Raw genomic sequence first — 22818 nt, 5'->3', positions numbered from 1 at the left:
GCGGTAAATCCACACGGCCTCCCCGAGCGAAGACGAGGGGCGACGTGCTCCCCGCGGGCGGGCAGACGACCCCGATGACCTATGAAGCGAACGGCAAGCAATATGTGGTTGTCTATGCCGGGGCCGTCATTTCATGGAAACGCCCGGCCGGAAATGAGGCCGCCCGCCCGGCGGGCGTTAACCGGTCGGAAACGGGTTGCACCGATGATGGTCCGGCCATGGTTATGCGCGGAACAATGCAGGAAACAGCCGACGGGCAAGCACGCCGGTCGTCGGAGCGCTTCACCCTCAACCTTGTCGCCGAGGGCGGCGACGAAAGCGGGTCCGGCTATTCGGTCCTCGTCCACAACCTCTCCGCTTCGGGCATGTTGATCGAAACCGACGCTGCGCTGGCCGTCGGCCGCCGGTTCAGGATCGCGCTTCCCGAAGCCGAACAGGTGGTCGCGACGGTGGTGTGGAATAGCGAGCGGTTGTTCGGCTGCCGCTTCGACGCGCCGCTCGGCCAGTCGGTGTTGAGCGCCACGCGCCTGCGCAATCCGCTGCCGTCCGAATTCGATCCCTCGCGCCTCGCGCTGCGGTCGGGCATCGCGCTGGGCCTGCGGATCAGGGGGCTGCGCGAGGCGCAGGGACTCAGCCTGTCGGCGCTCGCGCGCAAGGCCGGGCTCAGCAAGCCGAGCATCTGGGCGTGGGAAGCCGGGAAATCGGTGCCGCGTCGCAAGAATCTCGACGCGCTCGCCGCTGCGCTCGACGTGCCCGCCGACGACATCACGAACGGCGATGCCGCCGTGCCGCCAACGCCGGGAAGCGCCGACGCCGGCGACCTCGGCAGCCTGCGCGAAGAGATCGACGCGTCGAAGCGGCGCATCGCCCAGGCGGCGGGCGTCCCGCTCGCTAGCGTCAAGATCGCCATCGAACTCTGACGCGCTAGCGGTCGGCGACGAGCGCGGCGCGAAGCTCGACGAGGCCCGCGCCGAGCGTTTCGACCTCCGCCGCGCTCCGCGACCCCGCGACGATCGAGGCCGAAAGGCAAAAGCCCGGCGCGCGCTCGGCGATCCCCGTCGCCGCGGTAACGACGCCGCGATGCGCAAAGCCGTCGTCGATCGCAAAACCGCGCGCGCGCGCGTCGCGCACCTGGCTTTCATATGTTTCGAACGGCAATTCGGCCTGCCAGCGCACGGGTGCGAAGCGGCGGCGTAGCTCGCTCGCATCGACGCCCTGCACCGCCGCCAGAGCGCGCCCCGCAGCGCCGCCGCCGAGCGGCTGGCGCTGATCGTCGGCAAGGCTGAGCCGCATCCCGGCATCGCTTTCGGCGTGCGCCACGAGTTGCATCCGTTCGCGCGACACGACCCGCCACAGCCCGACCGCCGCCTCATTATCCTGTGCAAAGCGCGCCATCAGCGGCTGCGCGCGCTCGGCCAGCCGGGCGGCGGCGTCTTCGCGAAGGAATGTGGCCGCCTGCCACCCTGTCGCGAGCCGGTATTTCCTGGATACAGGATCACGCTCAATCGCGCCTTCGTTCACCAAGGTCTTGAGAAGATTGAGGCAGCTCGACGGGCTGAGGCCGACGATACGGCCGATTTCGGACAGCGACAGCACGCCCGAAACGCCGAGCAGGCGGAGGATCGCGAAAGCCTGGGACACGGAGCGGACGGGGCCAGTCATTCATCTGCTCTATTTTCATATATATGAAAGATCAATTCTGAATGTTGAAATGATGCGGCAGCCGCCCTATCGCGCTATCGGTTGATTCGACGGGAGAGTGCCCATGGGCAAATGTCTGGACGGCAAGGTCGTTGCGATCACCGGCGCGGGGCGCGGGATCGGGCGCGAGCTGGCGCTGCATTGCGCGGCGCAAGGCGCAGCGGTCGTTGTCAACGACCCCGGCGTCGCGCAAGCGGGCGACGGCGGCGATGCGGCGCCGGCGCAGACGACCGCCGATGAGATTGCCGCGGCGGGCGGCCGGGCGGCCGCCAATTTCGGCAATGTCGCCGATCCGAAGGAAGCGACCTCGATCGTCGAGGATGCGGTCGCGAAATTCGGCCGCATCGACGCAGTGGTCAACAACGCCGGCATCCTGCGCGACACCATCTGGCACAAGATGAGCTATGAGGACTGGAAGAGCGTCATCGAGGTCAATCTGACTGGCGTCTTCAACGTCTCGAAGGCTGCAACGCCCTATTTTCGAGAGCAGCAGTCGGGGAGCTTCGTCCATTTCACCTCGACCAGCGGCCTGATCGGCAACATCGGCCAGGCCAATTATTCGGCCGCCAAGCTGGGCGTCGTCGCGCTGTCGCAGTCGATCGCGCTCGATATGGCGCGCGTCGGAGTGCGCTCGAACTGCATCGCGCCCTTCGCATGGAGCCGCATGACCAGCTCGATCCCGGCGACGACCCCTGCCGAGCAAGAGCGCGTCAAGCGGCTCCAGCAGATGTCGGCGGACAAGATCGCGCCACTCGTCGCCTATCTGGCGTCCGACCTTTCGAAGGACGTCACCAACCAGATCTTCAGCGTGCGCAAGAACGAAATCCTGCTCTTTTCCAAGCCGCGCCCGATCCGCTCGATGACGAAACTCGAAGGCTGGAGCGCCGAGGCGATCGCCGACGAGCTGATCCCCGCCTTCCGCCCCAGCTTCGCACGCGCCGACGAGGTGTCGGCGCACGTCTTCCCCTACGACCCCATCTGAGGAACAGGCCATGAGCAACCCCGGCATGGACGCCGACGTCTTCGACCAGTTCATCGAGCAGCTCGAACGCTATGTGCGCGAACGGCTGCTTCCGGCCGAAAAGGGCATCATCGAAAGCGACGAAATTCCGGCTGACATATTGGCCGAAATGCGCGACATGGGCCTGTTCGGGCTGACGATCCCCGAGGAATATGGCGGCGCCGGGATGAACGTCAGCCAATATATCAAAACAATCCATAGGCTCAGCTATGCGATGCCGGCCTTCCGCTCGATCATCTCGATCAACATCGGCATGTTCACCTCGGCGCTCAAAAATGGCGGCACAGAAGCGCAGAAGGCCGAGTGGCTGCCGCGTGTCGCCGCGGGCGAGATCGCCTGCTTCGGGCTGACCGAACCCGGGTCGGGATCGGATTCGGCCGGGCTCCAGACCAGCGCGACGCAGACCGACAACGGCTGGGTGCTCAACGGCACCAAGCGCTATATCACCAATTCGCCGTTCGCGAAGGTCGGGCTGATCATGGCGCGGACGAGCAAGGAAAATCTGCCGAAAAACGCGCATGTCTCGGCCTTCGTCGTGCCGATGGACGCGCCCGGCGTCTCGGTCGGCAAGCCGGACAAGAAGATGGGCCAGGCGGGGAGCCACATCGCCGACATCGTGATGGACGACGTCCGCGTCGGCGGCGAGGCGCTGCTCGGCGGCGAGCTCGGCAAGGGTTTCGCCTATGCGATGATGAGCCTCGACAATGGCCGCATGTCGGTCGGCGCCGCCGCGACCGCCTATGCGCGCCGGGCGCTCGACAGCGCCGTGCGCTACGCGACCGAGCGCAAGGCGTTCGGCGAACCGATCGCCAACTTCCAGCTCATCCAGCAGATGCTCGCGCAGAGCGAGATCGACATCTACGCCGCCGAATGCATGATGGCCGACGTCACGCGCCGCGCCGACGCGGGCGAGAATGTCCTGCGCAAAGCCGCGGCGTTCAAGGTATTTGCCAGCGAAATGTGCGGCCGCGTCGTCGACGCCTGCGTTCAGGTCTATGGCGGCGCGGGCTATCTTGCCGAATATGACGCCGAGCGTTTCTTCCGCGACGCGCGCATCTATCGCATCTACGAAGGCACGACGCAGATCCTGCAACTCCAGATCGCGAAGCATATGCTGCGCGAGTTTCATGCAGGTGTCTAAGGGCAACAGTTTCAAAGCCTCTCCCCTTCAGGGGAGGGGTTGGGGTGGGGCCTCGAAGCGTTGCGCAAGGCCGATAAGCCCCACCCCCAACCCCTCCCCTGAAGGGGAGGGGCTTGATCTCATCCTCCTCGTTCGGCGAGGCGGCGCCCATGTATAAGCTCCTCTCCGGCCTCTCCGTCATCGAAGCGTCGTCCTTCGTCGCCTCGCCCACCGCCGGCCTCTACCTCGCGCAGTTCGGCGCCGAGGTGATCCGCGTCGACCAGATCGGCGGCGGCCCCGATTTCCGGCGCTGGCCGGTGACGGCGGAGAATGACTCGCTCTATTGGGAAAATCTCAACCGCGCGAAAAAGTCGGTCGCGCTCGACCTTGGCCGGCCCGAGGGGCGCGAGCTATTGCAGGCGCTCGTGCGCGCGACGGGGCAGTTCGTGACCAATTTCCCGGTCGATGGCTTCCTGTCGCACGAGACATTGGCAAAGGAATGCCCCGACCTGATCACCGTGCGCGTGATGGGCTGGCCCGACGGATCGCCCGCGCTCGACTATACGGTGAACAATGCGGTCGGCTATCCGATGCTCACCGGACCCGGCCCCGAGCCGGTCAACCATGTCCTCCCCGCGTGGGACCTGCTCACCGGCGCCTATGCCGCCTTTGCGCTGCTCGCCGCGATCCAGCGCCGCACCGCGACCGGCGAAGGCGGCGAGGTGCGCCTGCCGCTTTCGGACGTCGCGATCGGCACCGTCGCCAATATGGGCGGCATCGCCGAAATGCTCTATTCGGGTGAAAACCGGCCGCGCCTCGGCAATGCGGTCTATGGGCTGTTCGGCCGCGATTTCACGACGCGCGACGGGGTGCGCACGATGATCGTCGTCGTGACCCCGCGCCAGTGGACCAACCTGATCGCGGCGCTGAAGCTCGGCGACGCGGTCGCGGCGGTCGAGGCGACACGCGGCGTCAGCTTTGCAACGGACGACGGGTTGCGCTTTCAGCACCGCGACGCGCTCTATCCGCTGTTCGAGCGCGCGATTGCGGCGCGCGACCACGCCGATCTCGCCGCCGCCTTCGACGCGGGCGGGATCGTCCATTCGCCCTATCGCACGATGCTCGACGCCGCGCGCGATCCGGCGCTCGTCGCGAGCAATCCGATCTTCGGCGCCGCCGGCAATCCGAGCGGCTTCGCCTATCCCGCCGCGGGGGCCTTTGCCACCGTGCCGCAGATGGAGCGTCAAGCGCCCCTTCCCGCCCCCCGCAACGGCCAGCATAGCGAGGAAGTGCTCAGCGAAAGGCTTGCGCTTTCCTCGCGCGAGATCGCCCGCCTGATCGACGCGGGGGTCGTCGGTGCCGGATAAATTGCCCTTCTTCTCTCCGTGTGCCCCCGCGAAGGCGGGGGTCCACAAGCTTATGACCTGACAAATGTTGGAGACCCGATATGACCCTGCGCCGCGCCGCCATCGTCGCCCCGATCCGCACCGCCGTCGGCAAGTTCGGCGGCACCCTGTCGCCGCTCACCGCGGGTGAGCTGGGCGCGGTGATCCTGAAAGCCTTGGTCGAGCGCACGAAGATCGACCCGGCGCGCGTCGACGACGTCGTCTTCTCGCAAGGTTACGGCAATGGCGAGGCGCCCGCGATCGGCCACTGGTCGTGGCTCGCCGCCGGCCTGCCGCTCGAGGTCCCCGGCTACCAGCTCGACCGCCGCTGCGGGTCGGGGCTGCAAGCCGTGGTCAACGCCGCGATGATGGTGCAGACGGGCATGTCCGATGTCGTCGTCGCGGGCGGGGTCGAATCCATGTCGAATGTCGAGCATTATTCGACCGACATTCGCAAGGGCGTGCGTGCGGGCAATCTGACGCTGCACGACCGGCTGACGCGCGGGCGGCTGATGTCGCAGCCGATCGAACGCTTCGGCGTCATTTCGGGGATGATCGAGACCGCCGAAAATCTCGCGAAGGATTATGGCATCACCCGCGAGGCGGCCGACGCCTATGCGGTGCGCAGCCACCAGCGCGCCGCCGCCGCGTGGGAAAAGGGGCTGTTCGACGACGAACTCGTCCCGGTCAGCGTCCCGCAGCGCAAGGGCGACCCCATCCTCTTTGCCCATGACGAGGGCTATCGCGCCGACGCGACGATGGAATCGCTCGGCAAGCTGCGCGCGCTCGAGGGCGGCGTGGTCACGGCGGGCAATGCGAGCCAGCAGAATGACGCCGCGGCGGCGTGCCTCGTCGTCGCCGAGGACAAGCTCGAAGAACTCGGGCTCGAGCCGATCGCCTGGTATCATAGCTCGGCGGCCGCGGGCTGCGACCCGAGCCGCATGGGCATCGGGCCGGTGCCCGCGGTCGAACGGCTGTTCGCACGCAATGGCCTCGCCTGGGACGACATCGACCTCGTCGAGCTCAACGAGGCCTTCGCGCCGCAGGTGCTCGCGGTGCTCAAGGGGTGGGGCTGGTCCGACGACGACAGCCGGGGCGACATCCTCAACGTCAACGGCTCGGGCATCTCGCTCGGCCATCCGATCGGCGCGACCGGCGGGCGCATCCTCGCCAATCTGACACGCGAGCTGGTGCGCAGGGACGGTCGCTATGGCCTTGAAACCATGTGCATCGGTGGCGGTCAGGGCATCGCCGCGATCTTCGAGCGCGCGGTTTGAGCAGGCGACCGGGCAGCAATAGGCGATCCAATTGAAACGAGCCTCTCCTACTCGTCACCCCGGACTTGATCCGAGGTCCATGACGCCGGCGTCGGAATGGACCCCGGATCAAGTCCGGGGCGACGATGGGAAAGGGGACAAGATCTGACGATGCGCGCCGCCTTGACCGCCGCACAGGCCTATCGAAGTGTCGCGCAAGCCGCGCTTGCCGAGCGGCTGTCTGCCAACCCGATCGACCGCGAGCAGCGCGCGGCGCACGGCTTTGCATGGGTCGCGACGACGGTCGCGGCGCTCGAGGCGGTGCTCGACTGGCTCGACGCCGGGCAAGGCGCCAATCCGCTCGACGCGAAGATCGCGACGCTTGCCTTTGCCGAAGGTATCGGCCAGTTCGTCGGCGGCCTGCCGATGGGGCAGAATGAGATTTTCCGCCCCGCCGACCTCGGGATCAGTGGCGCCGCGCGCACGCTGGCTGATACCTGCGCCGACCTTCTCGACGCCGATCATGCAGAGACTCGCGTCGGGGTCGCCGCGGCGCTCGCCGATGGCCAGTGGCCGAGCGAGACGCTGTATGACGCCGATCTCGACGCGATCCGCGCGCAATATCGCCGCTTCACCGACGCCGCGATCCTCCCGCACGCGCACGGTTGGCACCTCGCCAACGCGCTGATCCCCGACGCGACGGTGGCGGCGATGGCCGAGCTGGGGACTTTCGGCGTGTGCATCCCGGAGGAATATGGCGGCCTCGGCCTCGGCAAGCTGGTGATGTGCATCGTCACCGAAGAACTGTCGCGCGGCTGGATCGGCGCGGGGTCGCTCGGCACGCGGTCGGAGATCGCAGGCGAGCTGATCGCGATGGGCGGCACCGACGCGCAGAAGGCCGAATGGCTGCCGAAGATCGCGAACGGTGAGGTTCTGCCGACCGCAGTGTTCACCGAACCCGACGTCGGCTCCGACCTTGGCTCGCTCCAGACGCGCGCTCGTCGCAACGGCGACCATTGGGAGATCGACGGCGCGAAGACGTGGATCACCCATGCGAGCCGGTCGGACCTGATGACCCTCCTTGCGCGCACCCTGCCCGATGCCAAAGGCTATGCCGGCCTTTCGATGCTGCTCGTCCCCAAACCGCGCGGGACCGACGCCACTCCCTTCCCCGCCGCCGGTATGAGCGGCAGCGAGATTGCGGTGCTCGGCTATCGCGGGATGCGCGAATATGCGTTGCAGTTCGACGCGATGACGGCCCCCGCCGACGCGCTGCTCGGCGGTGAGGAGGGGCAGGGCTTCAAGCAGTTGATGCGAACCTTCGAGGGCGCGCGCATCCAGACCGCCGCGCGCGCGGTCGGGGTCGCGCGCCGCGCGCTCGAACTGGGGCTCGATTACGCCCTGAACCGCAGGCAGTTCGGGCGGGCGATCGTCCGTTTCCCGCGCGTCGCCGACAAACTCGCGATGAGCCTCGTCGATTTCGTCACCGCGCGCGAGCTCTCCTACGCCGCCGCGCGCGCCAAGGACGGCGGCAAGCGCTGCGACATCGAGGCGGGGATGGCCAAGCTGCTCGGCGCGCGCGCCGCCTGGTCGAACGCCGATGCCGCACTGCAAATCCACGGCGGCAACGGCTATGCGCTCGAATATGAGATCAGCCGCATCCTGTGCGATGCGCGCATCCTCAATATCTTCGAGGGCGCGGCCGAGATTCAGGCACAGGTAATCGCGCGCGGGATGGTCGCCGGGCGCAACTGACGCCGCGGCGCGTTAGAGCATCATGCCGGAAATCTGCACCGTTTCCCCGAGCGAAGACGAGGGGCTCTGCCGAGCGAAGTCGAGGCGGCGACGCTGCGGTTCTCGCTCCGCTCGAACGAGCCCCTCGTCTTCGGCCAAAGGCCGAAGTTCATCCTGAGCGCCCGCTAGGGCAGTCGAAGGGCTCGGGGATGCGGATGATTCAGATTTCGCGCAATTTGCTCTAATAGCTGATCGTCGCGACGATCGCGCCGCGCGTGTCACCGTGCCGCTCGCCCGGAAGCGCAAATAATTGCTGCCCGACGTTGAGCTGGACGCTGGCGTGGCGACCGATCTGATAGTTGAGCGCGACGCCGACGCTGGCTAGGTCGGTCGCACCGGGAATGTCAGGGAAATCCTTGACCTGCCACAGCCGCGCATATTCGAGGAACAGGCCGATCTGCATATAATCCTCGAACTCACCCTTCAGTCCGAGCAGGCTGAACGGCGCCGAGCGGACTTCCGACGACAGGAGCAGACCGTTGCTGCCGAGCGCCGCATTGGGTTCATAGCCGCGCACCGCGCCGAAGCCGCCGCCGGCGAGCTGTTCGCTGAACGGCAGGTTCGCCGAGGCCATCTGGAACAATCCGCGGACGATCAGGCTGTTCTCGCCTTCGAAGAAATTGGTCCGCGTCGCCGATGCGCGGACATACATATAGGTTGCGTCGGCATAGGGGACGAGCATCTGCAGCGACGCATCGTCGTTATGCGCGGTGATATTGCCCGGCGAGAAGGTCAGCGACGCTTCGACCGCGGTCTCGCCATGCTCGTCGGGGAAGCTGCCCGAATAGATGAAGGGGAACTGGACGACATCGACCGAGGAATCGAGGATGCGGATGCCCAGAAAATCGAGATTATTGTCGGTGCGGATGAAGTCGACCCCCATGCGCAGCGTCTGCCGCCCGCCCGTCGTGTCGTTGAGGTCGTGCGCCCAGCGCGCGCTCACCAACCCCGAATGCCCCTTGCTGGTGAAGATGTTGCCGAGGTCGGGTTTCTGGATCGCATAGGCGCCATAGATGAGCAGGCTGTCGGTCGGGTTGAGCGGGATCACGTCGCTCGCCGAATGCGAGGTATAGCCGCCGGTGAAGCTGCGGGTGAACTGATAGGAAAAGGTCTGCCCCGATCCGAAGACATTGCCCCAGTTGAAGCCGACGAACCATTCGTTGCGCCCCAGCGTGCGCGCGCCCTGATTGTCGTAGCCGCCATAGACGCGCAGCGGCAGCCGGTCCTGCGCCTCGAGCCGCACATCGGTCAGCCCCGTCTCCGACCCAGGGCTGGTCACCGCGTTGACCGTCAGGAACGGGTTCTGGTTATAGTCGTGGAGCGCCTCGCGCACCGTCGGCAGGGTCAGCGTATCGCCGGGTTCGAGGTCGGCCATGCCGCGGATCAGCTCGGTCGAGAAATGCCGGTTGCCGGTGACGCTGATGTCGCCGACACGATATTCGGTGACGAGCAGGCGCACCACGCCCGAGGCGATATTCTGCTGCGGCACCGAGACTTCGACGAAGGGACGGTCGGCATCGCGATAGGCGTCGCGCGCGAGCTGGGCGATGGCCTCCAGCCCCGCGCGGGTCAGCGGCTTGCCGACATAGGGCTGGACCTGCGCTGCGAATTCGGGGGTTTCGAGCGGCGGCAGGCCCTGAGCGGAGACGGCGCCGGTGCCCGCCGGCGCAGCGCCTGCGGCTGCGTCGGTCAGGTCGCTGCCGGGTTCGAACACAACCCCTTGCAGGTTCGGCACGAGCACCGTCTGGTCGTCGCTCGCGGTCGGCGGCGTCGCGGGTTCGACGGCATCCTCGACGGGCTGCGGCGGCGGCGCTTTGGGCAGGACGCGCTCGAAATCCTGCGCCGATGCGGCGGTCGGACAGGCGAGGCCGGCGAATAGCGCAAGCGCCAGGACGCCGGACGACGAAAGGGCGATGCAGCGGATCATGGACGAGCCGGCGCCTGCTGCGACGCGGCGGGCACCGGAAAGGCGAATCGCAGGCGCTTGGTGCGATAGCCCTGTTGCAGCACGCCCTCGATCGAATTGATCACCGGCTGACCCGTGCGGAGCCAATATCCGTCGGCATCCAGCCCCTCGCCGCCGAGGGCGATGATCGTCGGGAGCCCCGCGAGCGTGTTGGTGTAGCCCTGATTGAGCCCGTTGAGCGACGGATAGGGAATGTAGAAATGCGGCTTGCCCATAATATATCCAAGATCCCTGGGGGTGGTGTTCGGCAGGATTGCGCCGGGCCCGACCGCAAGGGTCGGAAGAATATAGTTGGAAAGGTCGGTGCCGCTGCCCGGCCGATATTGCGACGCGTCGATCGTCGCCTGCACCTGCCAGATGCCCGCATCCGAATTGGCGTAGTTGCCCTGCGCCTGGGTGATCGTCGCCCCTTCGCCCGGCGCGAAGCCCGTGATCGTGTAGTCGGGCGGCGTCAGGAACGCCAAATCATTACCGTCATAGGGCTTGGTCGGGAAGCCGGTGATGCTCACTGCCAGCTGGGCTGGGTCGATCGTGCCCAGTCCCGCGGCCTCGGTCGGCAGGACATAGTTCGAAAGCAGCGTGCCGCTGTCCGCCGCGAAGTCGCCCGCCGAAAGGCTGGCGGTCACGGTCCGGTCCCCGGCATGGGCCGAATCATAGGCGCCCACCGTCTGCGTGACGCTGGCGCCTTCCCCTGCGATGAAACCGGTAAGGCTGTAGTTGGCGCTGGTGAGCGTCGCGACGGCGTTGCCGTCATAGATTTTCGTCGGATCGCCGATGATCGCGGCCGTCAGCAACGCAGGGTCGATCGTCCCCATCCCCGACGCGCTGGTCGGCAGGATATAGTTGGAAAACAGCGTGCCGCTGTCGGCGGCGAAATCGCCGGCGTCGAGCGTCGCGGTCACCGTGCGGCTGCCCGCGTTGGCGCTGTCGTAGAGGCCCGCGGTTTCGGTGACGGTCGCACCTTCGCCCGCGGCGAAGCCGGCGAGTTGATAATTGGCGCTCGTCAGCGTGGCACCGGCGGTCGCGTCATAGGTCTTCGTCGGATTGCCGATGATCGCCGCGATGAGCAGCGCGCGTTCGATCGTCCCCGTGCCGCTGGCACTCGTCGGCAGCACATAATTGCTGAGCAAAGTGCCGCTGCCCGCCGCGAAGTCGTCCGCGCCGAGCGCAGCGCTGACCATGCGGCTTCCCGCATTGGGATCGTCATAGAGACCCGCGGTTTCGGTGACAGTCGCGCTCTCTCCGGCAACGAAGCCCGACAGCTGATAATTGGCCGAGGTCAGGATTGCGGCGGTTGTGCCGTCATAGGCCTTGGTCGGATTGCCGACGATGCTCGCGGTAAGCAGCGCCTGGTCGATCGTCCCCGCACCGCTGGCGGTCGCCGGCAGGATATAGTTGGCGAGCAGCGTTCCGCTGTCGGCCGTGAAGTCGCCCGTGTCGAGGGCCGCCGTCACCGTGCGGCCGCCGGCGTTCGCGCTGTCATAAAGGCCCATGGTCTCGGTCACCGTCGCGCCCTCGCCCGCGACGAAGCCCGACAGGCTGTAGTTGGCGCTGGTCAGCGTAGCAGCGGTGTTGCCGTCATAGGTCTTGGTCGGGTTGCCGATGATCGCCGCGGTAAGCAGCGCGCGGTCGATCGTGCCGAGTCCGCTCGCGCTCGTCGGCAGGATATAGTTCGCCAGCAAGGTCCCGCTGTCCGCCGTGAAGTCCCCGGCCGCCAGCGAGGCGGTCACCAGGCGCGGTCCGGCGTTGGCGGAGGCATAGGTGCCCGCCGTCCGGGTGACGGTCGCGCCCTCGCCTGCGGCGAAACCCGTCAGGCCGAAATTGGCGCTGGTCAGCGTCGCGGCGGTCGTGCCGTCATAAGCCTTGGTGGGGTTGCCGATGATCGCCGCGGTGAGCAGCGCCTGGTCGATCGTCCCCGCCCCGCTCGCGCTCGTCGGCAGCGCATAGTTCGACAGCAAGGTGCCGCTGTCGGCGGCGAAATCGCCCGAGCCGAGCAGCGCGGTCACCGTGCGCGCACCGGCGTTGGCGCTGTCATAGGTTCCGGCAGTCTGCGTGACGCTCGCGCCCTCGCCGGCGATGAAGCCGGAAAGCTGATAATTGCCGCTGGTGAGCGTCGCCGCCGTCGTTCCGTCATAGGTCTTGGTCGGATCGCCGATGATCGAAGCGGTGAGCAGCGCCTGCGCGATCGTGCCGAGTCCGCTCGCGCTCGTCGGCAGGACATAGTTTGAAAGCAGCGTCCCGCTGTCGGCGGTGAAATCGCCCGAACCGAGAGCCGCGGTCACGGTGCGGGTGCCCGCATTGGCGCTGCCGTATAGCCCCATCGTCTCGGTCACCGTCGCGCCCTCGCCCGCGGCGAAGCCGCTGAGCTGATAATTGGTCGAGGTCAGCGTCGCAGCAGTGGTGCCGTCATAGGTCTTGGTCGGATTGCCAATGATCGCCGCGGTGAGCAAGGCCTGCGCAATCGTGCCCAGCCCGGTGGCGCTCGTCGGCAGGATATAGTTGCTGAGCAACGTGCCGCTGCCCGCGGCGAAATCGCCGCTGTCGAGCGTCGCTGTGACAAGCCGCGGCCCGGCATTGGCCGAGGCATAGGTGCCCGCCGTCTCGGTCACGGTCGCGCTCTCGCCCGCCACGAAGCCGGTGAGGCTGTAATTGGCGCTGCCGAGCGTCGCGGCGGTCGTGCCGTCATAGGTCTTCGTCGGATTGCCGACGATCGCGGCGGTCAGTTGCGCCCGGTCGATCGTCCCGAGCCCGCTCGCGCTCGTCGGCAGGACATAGTTGCTGAGCACGGTGCCCCCGGTCGCCGTGAAATCACTGCCGGTCAGCGTTGCCGTGACCGTGCGGACGCCGGCGTTGGCGCTGCCGTAGAGGCCCGTCGTCTCGGTCACGCTCGCGCCTTCGCCCGCGACGAAGCCGCTGAGCTGATAGTTGGCGCTCGTCAGCGTCGCGGCGGTCGTGCCGTCATAGGTCTTGGTCGGGTTGCCGATGATCGCGGCGGTCAGCTGCGCCTGGTCGATCGTCCCGAGCCCGCTCGCGCTCGTCGGCAGGACATAGTTGCTGAGCAAGGTGCCGCCGGTCGCCGTGAAATCACTGCCGGTCAGCGTTGCCGTGACCGTGCGGACGCCGGCGTTGGCGCTGCCATAGAGACCCGCCGTCTCGGTCACCGTCGCGCCTTCGCCCGCGACGAAGCCGGAGAGCTGATAGTTGGCGCTCGTCAGCATCGCGGCCGTGGTGCCGTCATAGGTTTTGGTCGGGTTGCCGATGATCGCCGCAGTGAGCAGCGCCTGCGCGATCGTCCCCGCGCCGCTGGCACTCGTCGGCAGGACATAGTTGGCGAGCAAGGTGCCGCTGTCGGCGGTGAAGTCGCCCGCCCCCAGCGTCGCTGTCACTGTCCGGCTTCCGGCATTGGCGCTGTCGTAGAGCCCCATCGTCTCGGTCACCGTCGCGCCCTCGCCCGCGACGAAGCCGCTGAGCTGATAGTTGGCGCCGGTGAGCGTCGCGGCGGCCGTCCCGTCATAGGTCTTGGTCGGATTGCCGATGATCGCTGCTGTCAGGGTCGCCTGCGTGATCGTTCCCGCGCCGGTTGCGCTGGTCGGAAGGATATAGTTGGTGAGCAAGGTGCCGCTGTCGGCGGTGAAATCGGCGCTGCCAAGGCTCGCGGTCACCGTGCGGCTTCCGGCATTGGCGCTGTCGTAGAGCCCCATCGTCTCGGTTACCGTCGCGCCCTGACCGGCGACGAAGCCGCCGAGGCTGTAATTGGCGCTGCCGAGCGTCGCCACGGTCGTCCCGTCATAGGTCTTCGTCGGGTTGCCGATGATCGCCGCGGTGAGCTGCGCGCGTTCGATCAGGCCGGCCCCCGTCGCCTCGGTCGGCAGCACATAGTTGGCGAGCAAAGTCCCGCTGTCGGCAGCGAAATCGCCCGCCGCGAGCATCGCGGTGATCTGACGGATGCCGGCGTTGGGATCGTCGAACAGGCCCGCGGTCTGGGTGATCGTCGCGCCTTCGCCGCTGACGAAGCCGGTCAGCTGATAGTCGCCGGGCGCCAGCGTGATCGCGCTGTTGGCGTCATAGACTTTGGTCGGGATGCCGACAATGCTGGCGGTGAGCACGGCCTGGTCGATCGTCCCCGCGCCGCTCGCGCTCGTCGGCAGCACATAGTTGGCGAGCAGCGTGCCGCTGTCCGCGGTGAAGTCGCCGGCCCCGAGCGCCGCGGTCACGGTGCGCGACCCGGCATTGGCGCTGTCGTAGAGCCCGGCGGTCTCGGTCACCGTCGCGCCCTCGCCCGCGACGAAGCCGGAAAGCTGATAATTGCCGCTGGTGAGCGTCGCCGCCGTCGTTCCGTCATAGGTCTTGGTCGGATCGCCGATGATCGCCGCGGTGAGCAGCGCCTGGTCGATCGTCCCCGCGCCGCTGGCGCTCGTCGGAAGGATATAGTTGCTGAGCAGCGTTCCGCCATTGGCGGTGAAGTCGCCGCCCGTCAGCGTCGCGGTCACCGTCCGACTGCCCGCATTGGCGCTGTCGTAGAGGCCCATCGTCTCGGTCACCGTCGCGCCTTCGCCCGCAACGAAGCCCGTCAGGCTGTAATTGGCGCTGGTCAGCGTCGCGGCGCTGTTTCCGTCATAGGTCTTCGTCGGGTCGCCGATGATCGCGATCGTCAGCGCCGCCTGGTCGATCGTGCCGGCGCCGCTGGCGGTGGTGGGGAGCACATAATTGGCGAGCAGGGTGCCGCTGTCGGCGGTGAAGTCGCCGCCGGTCAGCGTCGCGGTCACCGTGCGGCTGCCCGCATTGGCGCTGTCATAGAGGCCCGCCGTCTCGGTCACCGTCGCGCCTTCGCCCGCAACGAAACCCGTCAGCTGATAATTGGCGCTGGTCAGCGTCGCGGCGCTGTTTCCGTCATAGGTCTTGGTCGGATCGCCAATGATCGCCGCGGTGAGCAGCGCCTGGTCGATCGTTCCCGCGCCGCTCGCGCTCGTCGGCAGCACATAGTTGGACAGCAACGTACCGCCATTGGCGGTAAAGTCCCCGCCGGTCAGCGTCGCGGTGACCGTGCGGCTGCCGGCGTTGGCACTGTCATAGACGCCCGCGGTCTCCGTCACGCTCGCGCCCTCGCCGGCGACGAAGCCGGTCAGGCTGTAGTTCGCGCCGGTCAGCGTCGCGGCGGTCGTCCCGTCATAGGTCTTGGTCGGATCGCCGACGATCGCCGCGGTCAGCGCCGCCGGGTCGATCGTCCCCGCGCCGGTGGCGCTCGTCGGCAGGATATAATTGTTGAGGTCGGTGCCGGAATCGGCGGTGAAATCGCCCGCGCCGAGCGTCGCGGTGACGCTGTTCGCCTCGACGACATTGGCCGAATTATACAGGCCCGCGGTCTGGCCGACGGTCGCGCCCTCGCTGAGCACGAAACCGCTGAGCTGATAATTGGCGCTGGTCAGTGTCGCGGCGGTGTTGCCGTCATAGGTCTTGGTGGGATCGCCGATGATCGTGGCGGTCAGCATCGCCGGAGTGATCGTCCCGATCGCCTCGTCGGTGATCGACGAAACGATCGAATAATTGCCCGCGTCCGCGCCGGTGAGCCCGAGATTGCCGATCGTGACGAGAATGCCCGTGCCCACATTCTTGTCGGCATAGCTGCCGCTTGCTGCCGCCGCCGCGGCATCGACCGTCACCGCATCGCCCGCAACGATCCCGCTCAGCGTATAGGCGGCCGCGTCGGCCGGCAGCGTCGTGAGGCCGTTATAGACGCGGCTGACCTCGGTCAGCGTCAGCAGCGCGGCGGTGATGTCGGCGCTGAGCCCCTGCGGCTGCTGGAGCACATAATTGCCGAACGGATTGTTATCGAGCGTATAGCCCGACGCGGTGACCGCGATGTTCGTGCCGACGTCGGCCTGCGCGAAGATCCCCGTCGCGCCGCTGCTGTTGAGCGACACCGTATCGCCGGACACGACATTGTTGAGCGACGCGCCGGCGCTGTTCAGCGTCGCGGCGGTGGTGCCGTCATAGACCTTGTCGTTCGCGAGCACGCCCGACACGGTCAGCAACCGGGGGTCGATCGTCCCCGCGCCGCTCGCGCTCGTCGGCAGGACGTAATTGGCAAGGTCGGTGCCGCCATCGGCGACGATGAAGCCGGTGATGTCGGCGGTGACGCTGGCCGCATCGACGTTCGGCGAATCATAGGTGCCGGCAGTCTGCGTCACCGTCGCGCCCTCGCTGAGCACGAAGCCCGAAAGCTGGTAGTTCGCCGATGTCAGCGTCGCTGTGGCGTCGCCGTCATAGGTCTTGGTCGGATTGCCGATGATCGAGGCGGTGAGCGTCGCCTGCGTGATCGTGCCGATCGTGTCGGTGATGCTCGAGCTGATGAAATAATTGCCGCCCTGCGCGCCGGTGAGCGTCAGATTGTTCACCGTCACGGGCTTCGACGTGCCGACATTCTTGCTGTCGTCATACTGCCCGGTCACGCCCGCGGTCTGGGCGATCACCGTGTCTCCGCTCAGCACCCCGGTGAAGCTATAGCCATTCGATGCGGTCGGCAGCGCAGTGGTGCCATCGTAAACCTTGGTCACCGAGGCGAGGAAAATCTCGAGCGGGTCGATCGTCGCGGTCAGCCCCTGCGGCTGGACGAGATTGTAATTGCCCGCATCGGCGCCCGAGACCGTGTATCCGGCAGTCTCGACGGTCCAGGTGCCGGCGTTGGCGGTCGGGTTGCCCGACCCGTCGACGAAGGTGCCGCTGCTTCCCGCCACCGACAGGGTGACGTCGTCGGTGCCGAGCGGCCCGGTCAGCACGCCGTCGAGCGCGGCGCCGCTGTTGTCGAGCGCCGCGACCGAGCTCTGGTCGTAGGTCTTGTCGAGCGCGAGCACGCCGAGGATGTTGAGCGTCGCCGGGGTGATGATGCCGATCGGCCCGTCGGTCACCGTCGCCGCGATCGTGTAATTGCCCGCATCCGCCCCGGTGATCGCAACATTCTGGAGGTCGACGAGGATATTGCTGCCGACATTCTTGTCGGCATAGGCGCCGGTGATGCCCGACGCGTCGACACTCACCGTATCGCCCGCAACCACGCCCGACAGCGTGTAGGCGCTGCCGACCGTCGGCACGTCGAAATCGGCATTATAGACCTTGGTCACCGACGCGATCTGCAACGTCGCCTCGGTGATGTCGGCCATCAGCCCGAAGGGTTGCAGCACCGTGTAATTACCCGCGTCGGCACCCGAAATCGCATAGCCCGTCGCGGTCACCGGAATGTCGGTGCCGACATTCTTCGTCGCGAAAGTACCGCTCGCCCCGCCCGAAACGAGCGTCACCGTGTCGCCGCCGAATACGCCGGTCAGGCCGCCGCCACTGCTGTCGAGCGTCGCCGCGGTGGTGCCGTCATAGACCTTGTCGTTCGCGAGGATGCCGACGACCTGCACTTCGGCGGGGGTGATCGTGCCCGCGCCGCTCGCGCTCGTCGGAAGCACATAGTTGGAAAGGTTGGTGCCGCCCCCGGCGGCGAAATCGCCCGCGCCCAGCGCCGCAGTGACGGTGCGGCTGCCGACATTCTTCTGGTCATAGGCGCCGACCGTCTCGGTGACCGTCGCGCTTTCGCCCGCGACGAAGCCCTGGAGCTGATAATTGGCGCTGGTCAGCGTCGCCGCCGTCGTGCTGTCATAGACTTTGGTCGGATTGCCGACGATCGCGGCGATCAGCTGCGCCTGATTGATCGTCCCCGCGCCCGAGATCGACGTCGGCAGCACATAGTTCGACAGAAGCGTGCCCGGATCGGCGACGAAGTCCGACACCGCCAGATTCGCGGTCACCGTCCGCGCGCCGGCGTCGGGGCTGTCATAGGCGGCGCCCGCCGACTGGGTGATCGACCCGCCTTCGCCCGCGATGAAGCCGCCGAGCGAATAATTCGCGGCGGTCAGCGAGACGCTGGTCGTCCCGTCATAGGTCTTGGTCGGATTGCCGACGATCGCGCCGGTCAGCGCCAGCGGATTGATGTCGGCGGTGAGCCCGCCCGGCTGCGACAGCGAATAATTGCCCGCCTGCGCACCCGACAGCGCAAAACCGTCCGCCAGCACGCGCAGGTCGGTGCCGACATTCTTTTGCAGGAACTGCGCGCTCGATCCGCTGTCGTCGAGATCGACGTCGTCGCCCGCGAGCACGCCCGACAGGCTCGCGCTGCCGAGGTCGAGCGCCGCGGCGGTCGTGCCGTCGTAGAATTTGTCGAGCGCGAGGAGGTCGACGATGGTCAGCCCGCGCGGCGTGATGTTGGCGCTGAGGCCATCGGGCTGGAACAGCTGGTAATTGCCCGCGTCGGTGCCCGAAATATCATAGCCGGTCACCGTGACGGCAATGCCGTTTCCGACATCGGGCGTCGCGAAGGCGCCCGCGGCCGAACCGCCTTCGAGCACGACCGTGTCGCCCGCGACGACCCCGAACAGGCTAGCCGACCCCGTCAGCGTCGCGAGGGTGGTCTGGTCATAGACCTTGTTCTGCGCGCTGACCCCGAGCACGAGCAGCGGCGCGGGGGTGATCGTTCCCGGCCCGGTCGCGCTGGTCGGCAGCATATAGTTCGACAGCAAGGTGCCGGTGCCCGCGACGAAGTTCGAATTGGCAGTGAAATTGGCGGTGACGATACGCGTGCCCGCGTCGGCGCTGCCATAGTTGGCGACCACACCCGGCGCGACGGTGATGCTCTCGCCTGCGATCACGCCCGTGATGCTGTAGTTCGCCGGCCCGGCCACCGCACGCGTCGTGCCATTATAGACCTTCGTCGGATTGCCGATGATCGCCGTGGTCAGCGCCTTCTGGAAGATGGTGCCGATCCCCGTCGCCTGTGTCGGAAGCGTATAATTGTCGAGGTTGGTGCCCGGATCGGGGTCGAAATCGGTCGGATCGAGCAGGACGAGCACGGCGCGCGAGCCCGCATCCTTCGAATCATATTCGCCGACCGTCTCGGTGATCGTCGCGCCTTCGCCCGGAATGAAACCGCCCAGCGTATAGTCGTCGGGGGTCAGCGTCGCGACCGTGGTGCCGTCATAGGTTTTCGAGGGGTTGCCGGTAATGTCGACCGTCACCACGCCCGGTCCCAGCGGGATGCGCGTGATCGTTCCGGGGCCATAGACGGGCGTGGGGATGATGTAGTTCGACATCATCGTTCCGGGGTCGGTATCGAAATCGCCCTCGTCGAGCGAAGCGCTCACCGTCCAGGTGCCGGCATCGGACGAGGCATATTGGCCGCTCGTCTGCGTCACCGTGGCGCCTTCGCCCGCGACGAACCCGTCGACGGCGAAATTGTTCGGCCCGAGCGAGGCATTGGCATTGCCGTCATAGGGCTTGGTCGGGTCGTTGACGATCACGATCGTCAGCGGCGCCGGGGTGATTTCGCCCTGCACCGTCACCGAGGTCGGCAGCACATAGTTGGCGAGCAAGGTGCCCGGCCCCGCCTGATAGTCGGCGGGCGTCAGTGTGCCGGTGATGTCCCAGATGCCGACATTCTTCGACGCATAGTCGATCCCCGCCGCCTGCGAGATGGTCACGCTCTCGCCCGCGACGACATTGTCGAGCGTCACGCCGCCGCCGGGAACCACCGCATTGGTCGTCCCGTCATAGACTTTGGTCGGCATCGCCGAGACGTCGATCGTCAACTGGCGCTGCAATATGTCGGCGACCAGCGCGCCCGAATAGGACAGATTGTAATTGCCCGCGTCCGCGCCGGTCAGCGTTGCACCGCTGATCGTCACCGAAATGTCGGTGCCGGCATTCTTCGTTGCGAAATTCACTTCGGGATCGGCGCCGCCCAAGGCCACATCGTCGCCCGCGATCAGACCGGTAAATTGCACGCCCGCGGAATTGAGTGCCGCCGTCGTGGTGCCGTCATAGATTTTGTCGTTCGCGACGAGGCCCGAGACGACCAGCGAGGCGGGGGTGATGTTCGCGGCGAGATCGGACGGCTGGCCCGCGACATAGTTGGCGGCGTCGGCGCCCGACAACACGAATCCGCTCGCGGTCACCGCGATCGCCGTCCCGACATTTTCGGTCGCGAAGCTGCCCGTCGCGCCGCTGGCATCGAGCGTCACCGTGTCGCCCCCGACCACGCCGAAGATCGACGCCCCCCCGGTGTTCAGCGTCGCGTCGGTGGTGCCGTCGTAAACCTTGTCGTTCGCGGTGATACCGTTGATGATCAGGGTCGCGGGGTTGATCAGCCCGCCGCCGCTCGCGCTCGTCGGCAGGATATAGTTGGTGAGCAATGTGCCCGACCCGGCGGTGAAGCTGGAGGTTTGCAGCGTCGCATCGACCGTGCGGCTGCCTGCATCGGCGCTGTCATAGGCCGATGTCGCGGCGCTATTGACGGTGATCGTCTCGCCTGCGGCGAGCCCGGTCAGCTGAAAATTCGCCGAGGTCAGCGCGACCGCGGTGGTCGCATTATAGGTCTTGGTCGGCGTGCCGACGATCGCCGCGGTCAGCGTCGCGCGGTTGATCGTGCCCACCGCATCGGTGACGCTCGGCGTCGTGACGTCATAGCCGAACACCGGAATGCCGCCGCGGTTCGCCTCGAAATTGGTCGCGGTCACGTCGATCCCGGTGCCGGCATCCTTCGTCGCATAGCTGCCGTCGAGCGTGAAATCGTCGCCGTTGATCAGCCCGCTGACATTGACGTTGCTGTCGTCGAGCAGCGCGTCGGTGGTGCCGTCATAATCCTTGACCACCGGCCCGAGCGTGAAGCTGGCGCTGGGCGCGGTGCGATAGGCGCGGCCGTTGCCCGCGGCGGGCGCTCCGCCGGCATTGTCATAATCATATTGATACCAGTCGGGGGTCAGTCCGCCGTCGCTGTCGTTCGCCGCATCGTCGGAGGCGATCAACCACACGCCCCCCGACGAACTGACCGCGCCGGCACCGCCCTGATTGGTGAAGATGCCGGTTTCGATCGTGACGTCGCCGGTGCCCGCGAGCGATCCCGCCGCGCCGATCGCCGTCGTGCCCACGGCCTGGGCCAGAAGCTGCGCGCCCGACACCGCCGCGTCGATCGCAATGTCGCCCTGGGCGGTGAGCGTGACGTTGCCGCCGCCCGAAATCTCCGCCTCGACCGCGATGTTGCGAAAGGCGTCGAGCGTCAGATCGCCCGCCGCGTTCGTCCAGACGATCGGCGCGGCGACGGTGATGTCGCCGACCCCGCCGGTGCCGCCGGCGGTGGTCTGCTGCGTGACGTCGGTGCCCGCATCGAGCGAGCCGGCGATCGTCGCCGCGGCGGCGCTGTCGATCAATATGTCGTCGGGGTCGAGCAGCCACGCGCCGCCCGCGCCCGCCGCGATCGTCGCTGCGCCGAGGTCGAACGTCCGGCCCGAAGTTTCGATCCGTCCGCCGCCGCCGGGGCCGCCGGCCGCAATCGCCGCGCCGCTGGCGATCGTCGTGCGGTCCGCCAGATCGGCGCCGGTCGCATAGCCGCTCGTGCCGATCAGCACTTCGCCGCCGCGTGTGCCCGTCGCCGAAATGACGGCGCTCGATGCCAGCGCGACATCGCGGCCGTTGACGGTGACGCGTCCGCCGCTGCCGTCGGCGTTGGTCGCGGCGAGCTTGCCCGCGACTTCGACCCTGCCCTCGGGCGCTGTCAGCCACAGTTCGCCGTCGATCACGGCGGTCCCCGTCGCCTGAACCAGCCCGTCGCGATTGCCCGCGAGCGCGAAGATATTGCCCTTCGCCGCGCGCAGCGCGACCGCCGCTGCCTCGATCTGCCCCGCCTGGGTGATGTCGCCGCCGCCCGATCCCGGTGAGACATAGACCCGATCAGCCTTGCCGTCGGTGGTGGTCAGCAGGATTTCGTTCGCCACCGCCGCGGTGACGCGCCCTTTCGGCGCGCGGATCGCGCCGCTGTTGGTCACCGACCGCGCGAACAGCGCGACGCTGCCTTCGAGCGACTCGATGCGACCCGCATTGACGATGTCGCCCGCCGAACTTCCGCGGAAGGTCAGATCGCCGCCCGCCATGAACCGGTCGGGATCGACGGCGCGCGTCGAGGCGACGAAGTCGCCGCCGGTGACGACCGTCCCCTCGGCGCCGACCACGACGCCGTGCGGGTTGATCAGATAGACCGACCCGGTCGCGCTCAGCGATCCGTTGATCTGCGACATCAAGCCGCCCATCACGCGGTTGAGCGTCGCACCCGATCCGTTGTCGATCGTCACCTTATGGTCGAGGTCGATCGAAAAGCTGCGCCAGTCGATAACGCCGCGCGCAGAGGACTGCTCGATCGAGAGCGTCTTGCCGGCCGCGTCGCCGATCGTCCCCTTGCCGCTGACGAACACGCCGCCGCTCGGCAGCGGCGGCGCGGGCGCCGTCTGGGCATGGACGGGTGCGGCGGCGAACAGCAGCAGGCCCGCCAGCAGCGCGGCCGCACCCGGAGTCCGGTTCGGCTCCGCCAGCGCGCTGCACGAAAGAAGCGACCGACGCATCGTCTTGCGCTGCATCATGCGACCTCCTGTTGCGGCGCGCGCTCAGCACGTTGGAACACGCCGCCCATAATGGAGTGCAGCGGTCGGCCAGCAATCGGGTGAAACCCTGAACCCGGCCGGGGCTCTGGATCAGGTCAGATCAATTCATCG

General features: G+C 67.2%; 9 protein-coding genes. 6 read left to right on the top strand and 3 right to left on the bottom strand.

Annotation, left to right across the window (positions count from 1 at the left end):
* Positions 1–44 precede the first annotated feature (44 nt).
* On the top strand, positions 45–920 hold the full coding sequence (locus tag KNJ79_RS05760; protein WP_317153173.1) for a helix-turn-helix domain-containing protein: 876 nt from the start codon (positions 45–47) through the stop codon (positions 918–920).
* 4 nt (positions 921–924) lie between these two features.
* Here KNJ79_RS05760 and KNJ79_RS05755 read toward each other — a convergent pair whose 3' ends face one another.
* Positions 925–1662, bottom strand: coding sequence for a helix-turn-helix domain-containing protein (locus KNJ79_RS05755; RefSeq protein ID WP_089215592.1), 738 nt, complete (start codon positions 1660–1662; stop codon positions 925–927).
* A gap of 103 nt (positions 1663–1765) precedes the next feature.
* Between KNJ79_RS05755 and KNJ79_RS05750 the strand changes: the two genes are divergently transcribed.
* From KNJ79_RS05750 to KNJ79_RS05730, 5 genes are all read left to right on the top strand, one after another.
* Entirely contained in the window at positions 1766–2683 is a 918-nt protein-coding gene (locus KNJ79_RS05750; RefSeq protein WP_317153172.1) for an SDR family NAD(P)-dependent oxidoreductase, read from the top strand.
* Between the two features lie 10 nt (positions 2684–2693).
* Positions 2694–3863, top strand: coding sequence for an acyl-CoA dehydrogenase family protein (locus KNJ79_RS05745; protein WP_317153171.1), 1170 nt, complete (start codon positions 2694–2696; stop codon positions 3861–3863).
* Between the two features lie 149 nt (positions 3864–4012).
* Complete coding sequence (locus tag KNJ79_RS05740) at positions 4013–5209, top strand: CoA transferase (RefSeq protein WP_317153170.1); 1197 nt, start codon at positions 4013–4015, stop codon at positions 5207–5209.
* Between the two features lie 80 nt (positions 5210–5289).
* Complete coding sequence (locus KNJ79_RS05735; RefSeq protein WP_317153169.1) at positions 5290–6504, top strand: acetyl-CoA C-acetyltransferase; 1215 nt, start codon at positions 5290–5292, stop codon at positions 6502–6504.
* A 150-nt stretch (positions 6505–6654) separates the two neighbouring features.
* Positions 6655–8238, top strand: coding sequence for an acyl-CoA dehydrogenase family protein (locus KNJ79_RS05730; protein WP_317153168.1), 1584 nt, complete (start codon positions 6655–6657; stop codon positions 8236–8238).
* A gap of 220 nt (positions 8239–8458) precedes the next feature.
* Here the strand turns inward: KNJ79_RS05730 and KNJ79_RS05725 are convergent, their stop codons facing one another.
* On the bottom strand, positions 8459–10204 hold the full coding sequence (locus tag KNJ79_RS05725; protein ID WP_317153167.1) for a ShlB/FhaC/HecB family hemolysin secretion/activation protein: 1746 nt from the start codon (positions 10202–10204) through the stop codon (positions 8459–8461).
* Entirely contained in the window at positions 10201–22686 is a 12486-nt protein-coding gene (locus tag KNJ79_RS05720; protein WP_317153166.1) for a YDG domain-containing protein, read from the bottom strand. Before KNJ79_RS05720 ends, KNJ79_RS05725 begins: the two co-directional genes overlap by 4 nt.
* Positions 22687–22818 lie beyond the last annotated feature (132 nt).

It is taken from the genome of Sphingopyxis indica (assembly GCF_032879645.1).
GTDB classification, from domain to species: domain Bacteria; phylum Pseudomonadota; class Alphaproteobacteria; order Sphingomonadales; family Sphingomonadaceae; genus Sphingopyxis; species Sphingopyxis indica.
This window is presented reverse-complemented; position numbering and strand designations above follow the sequence as displayed.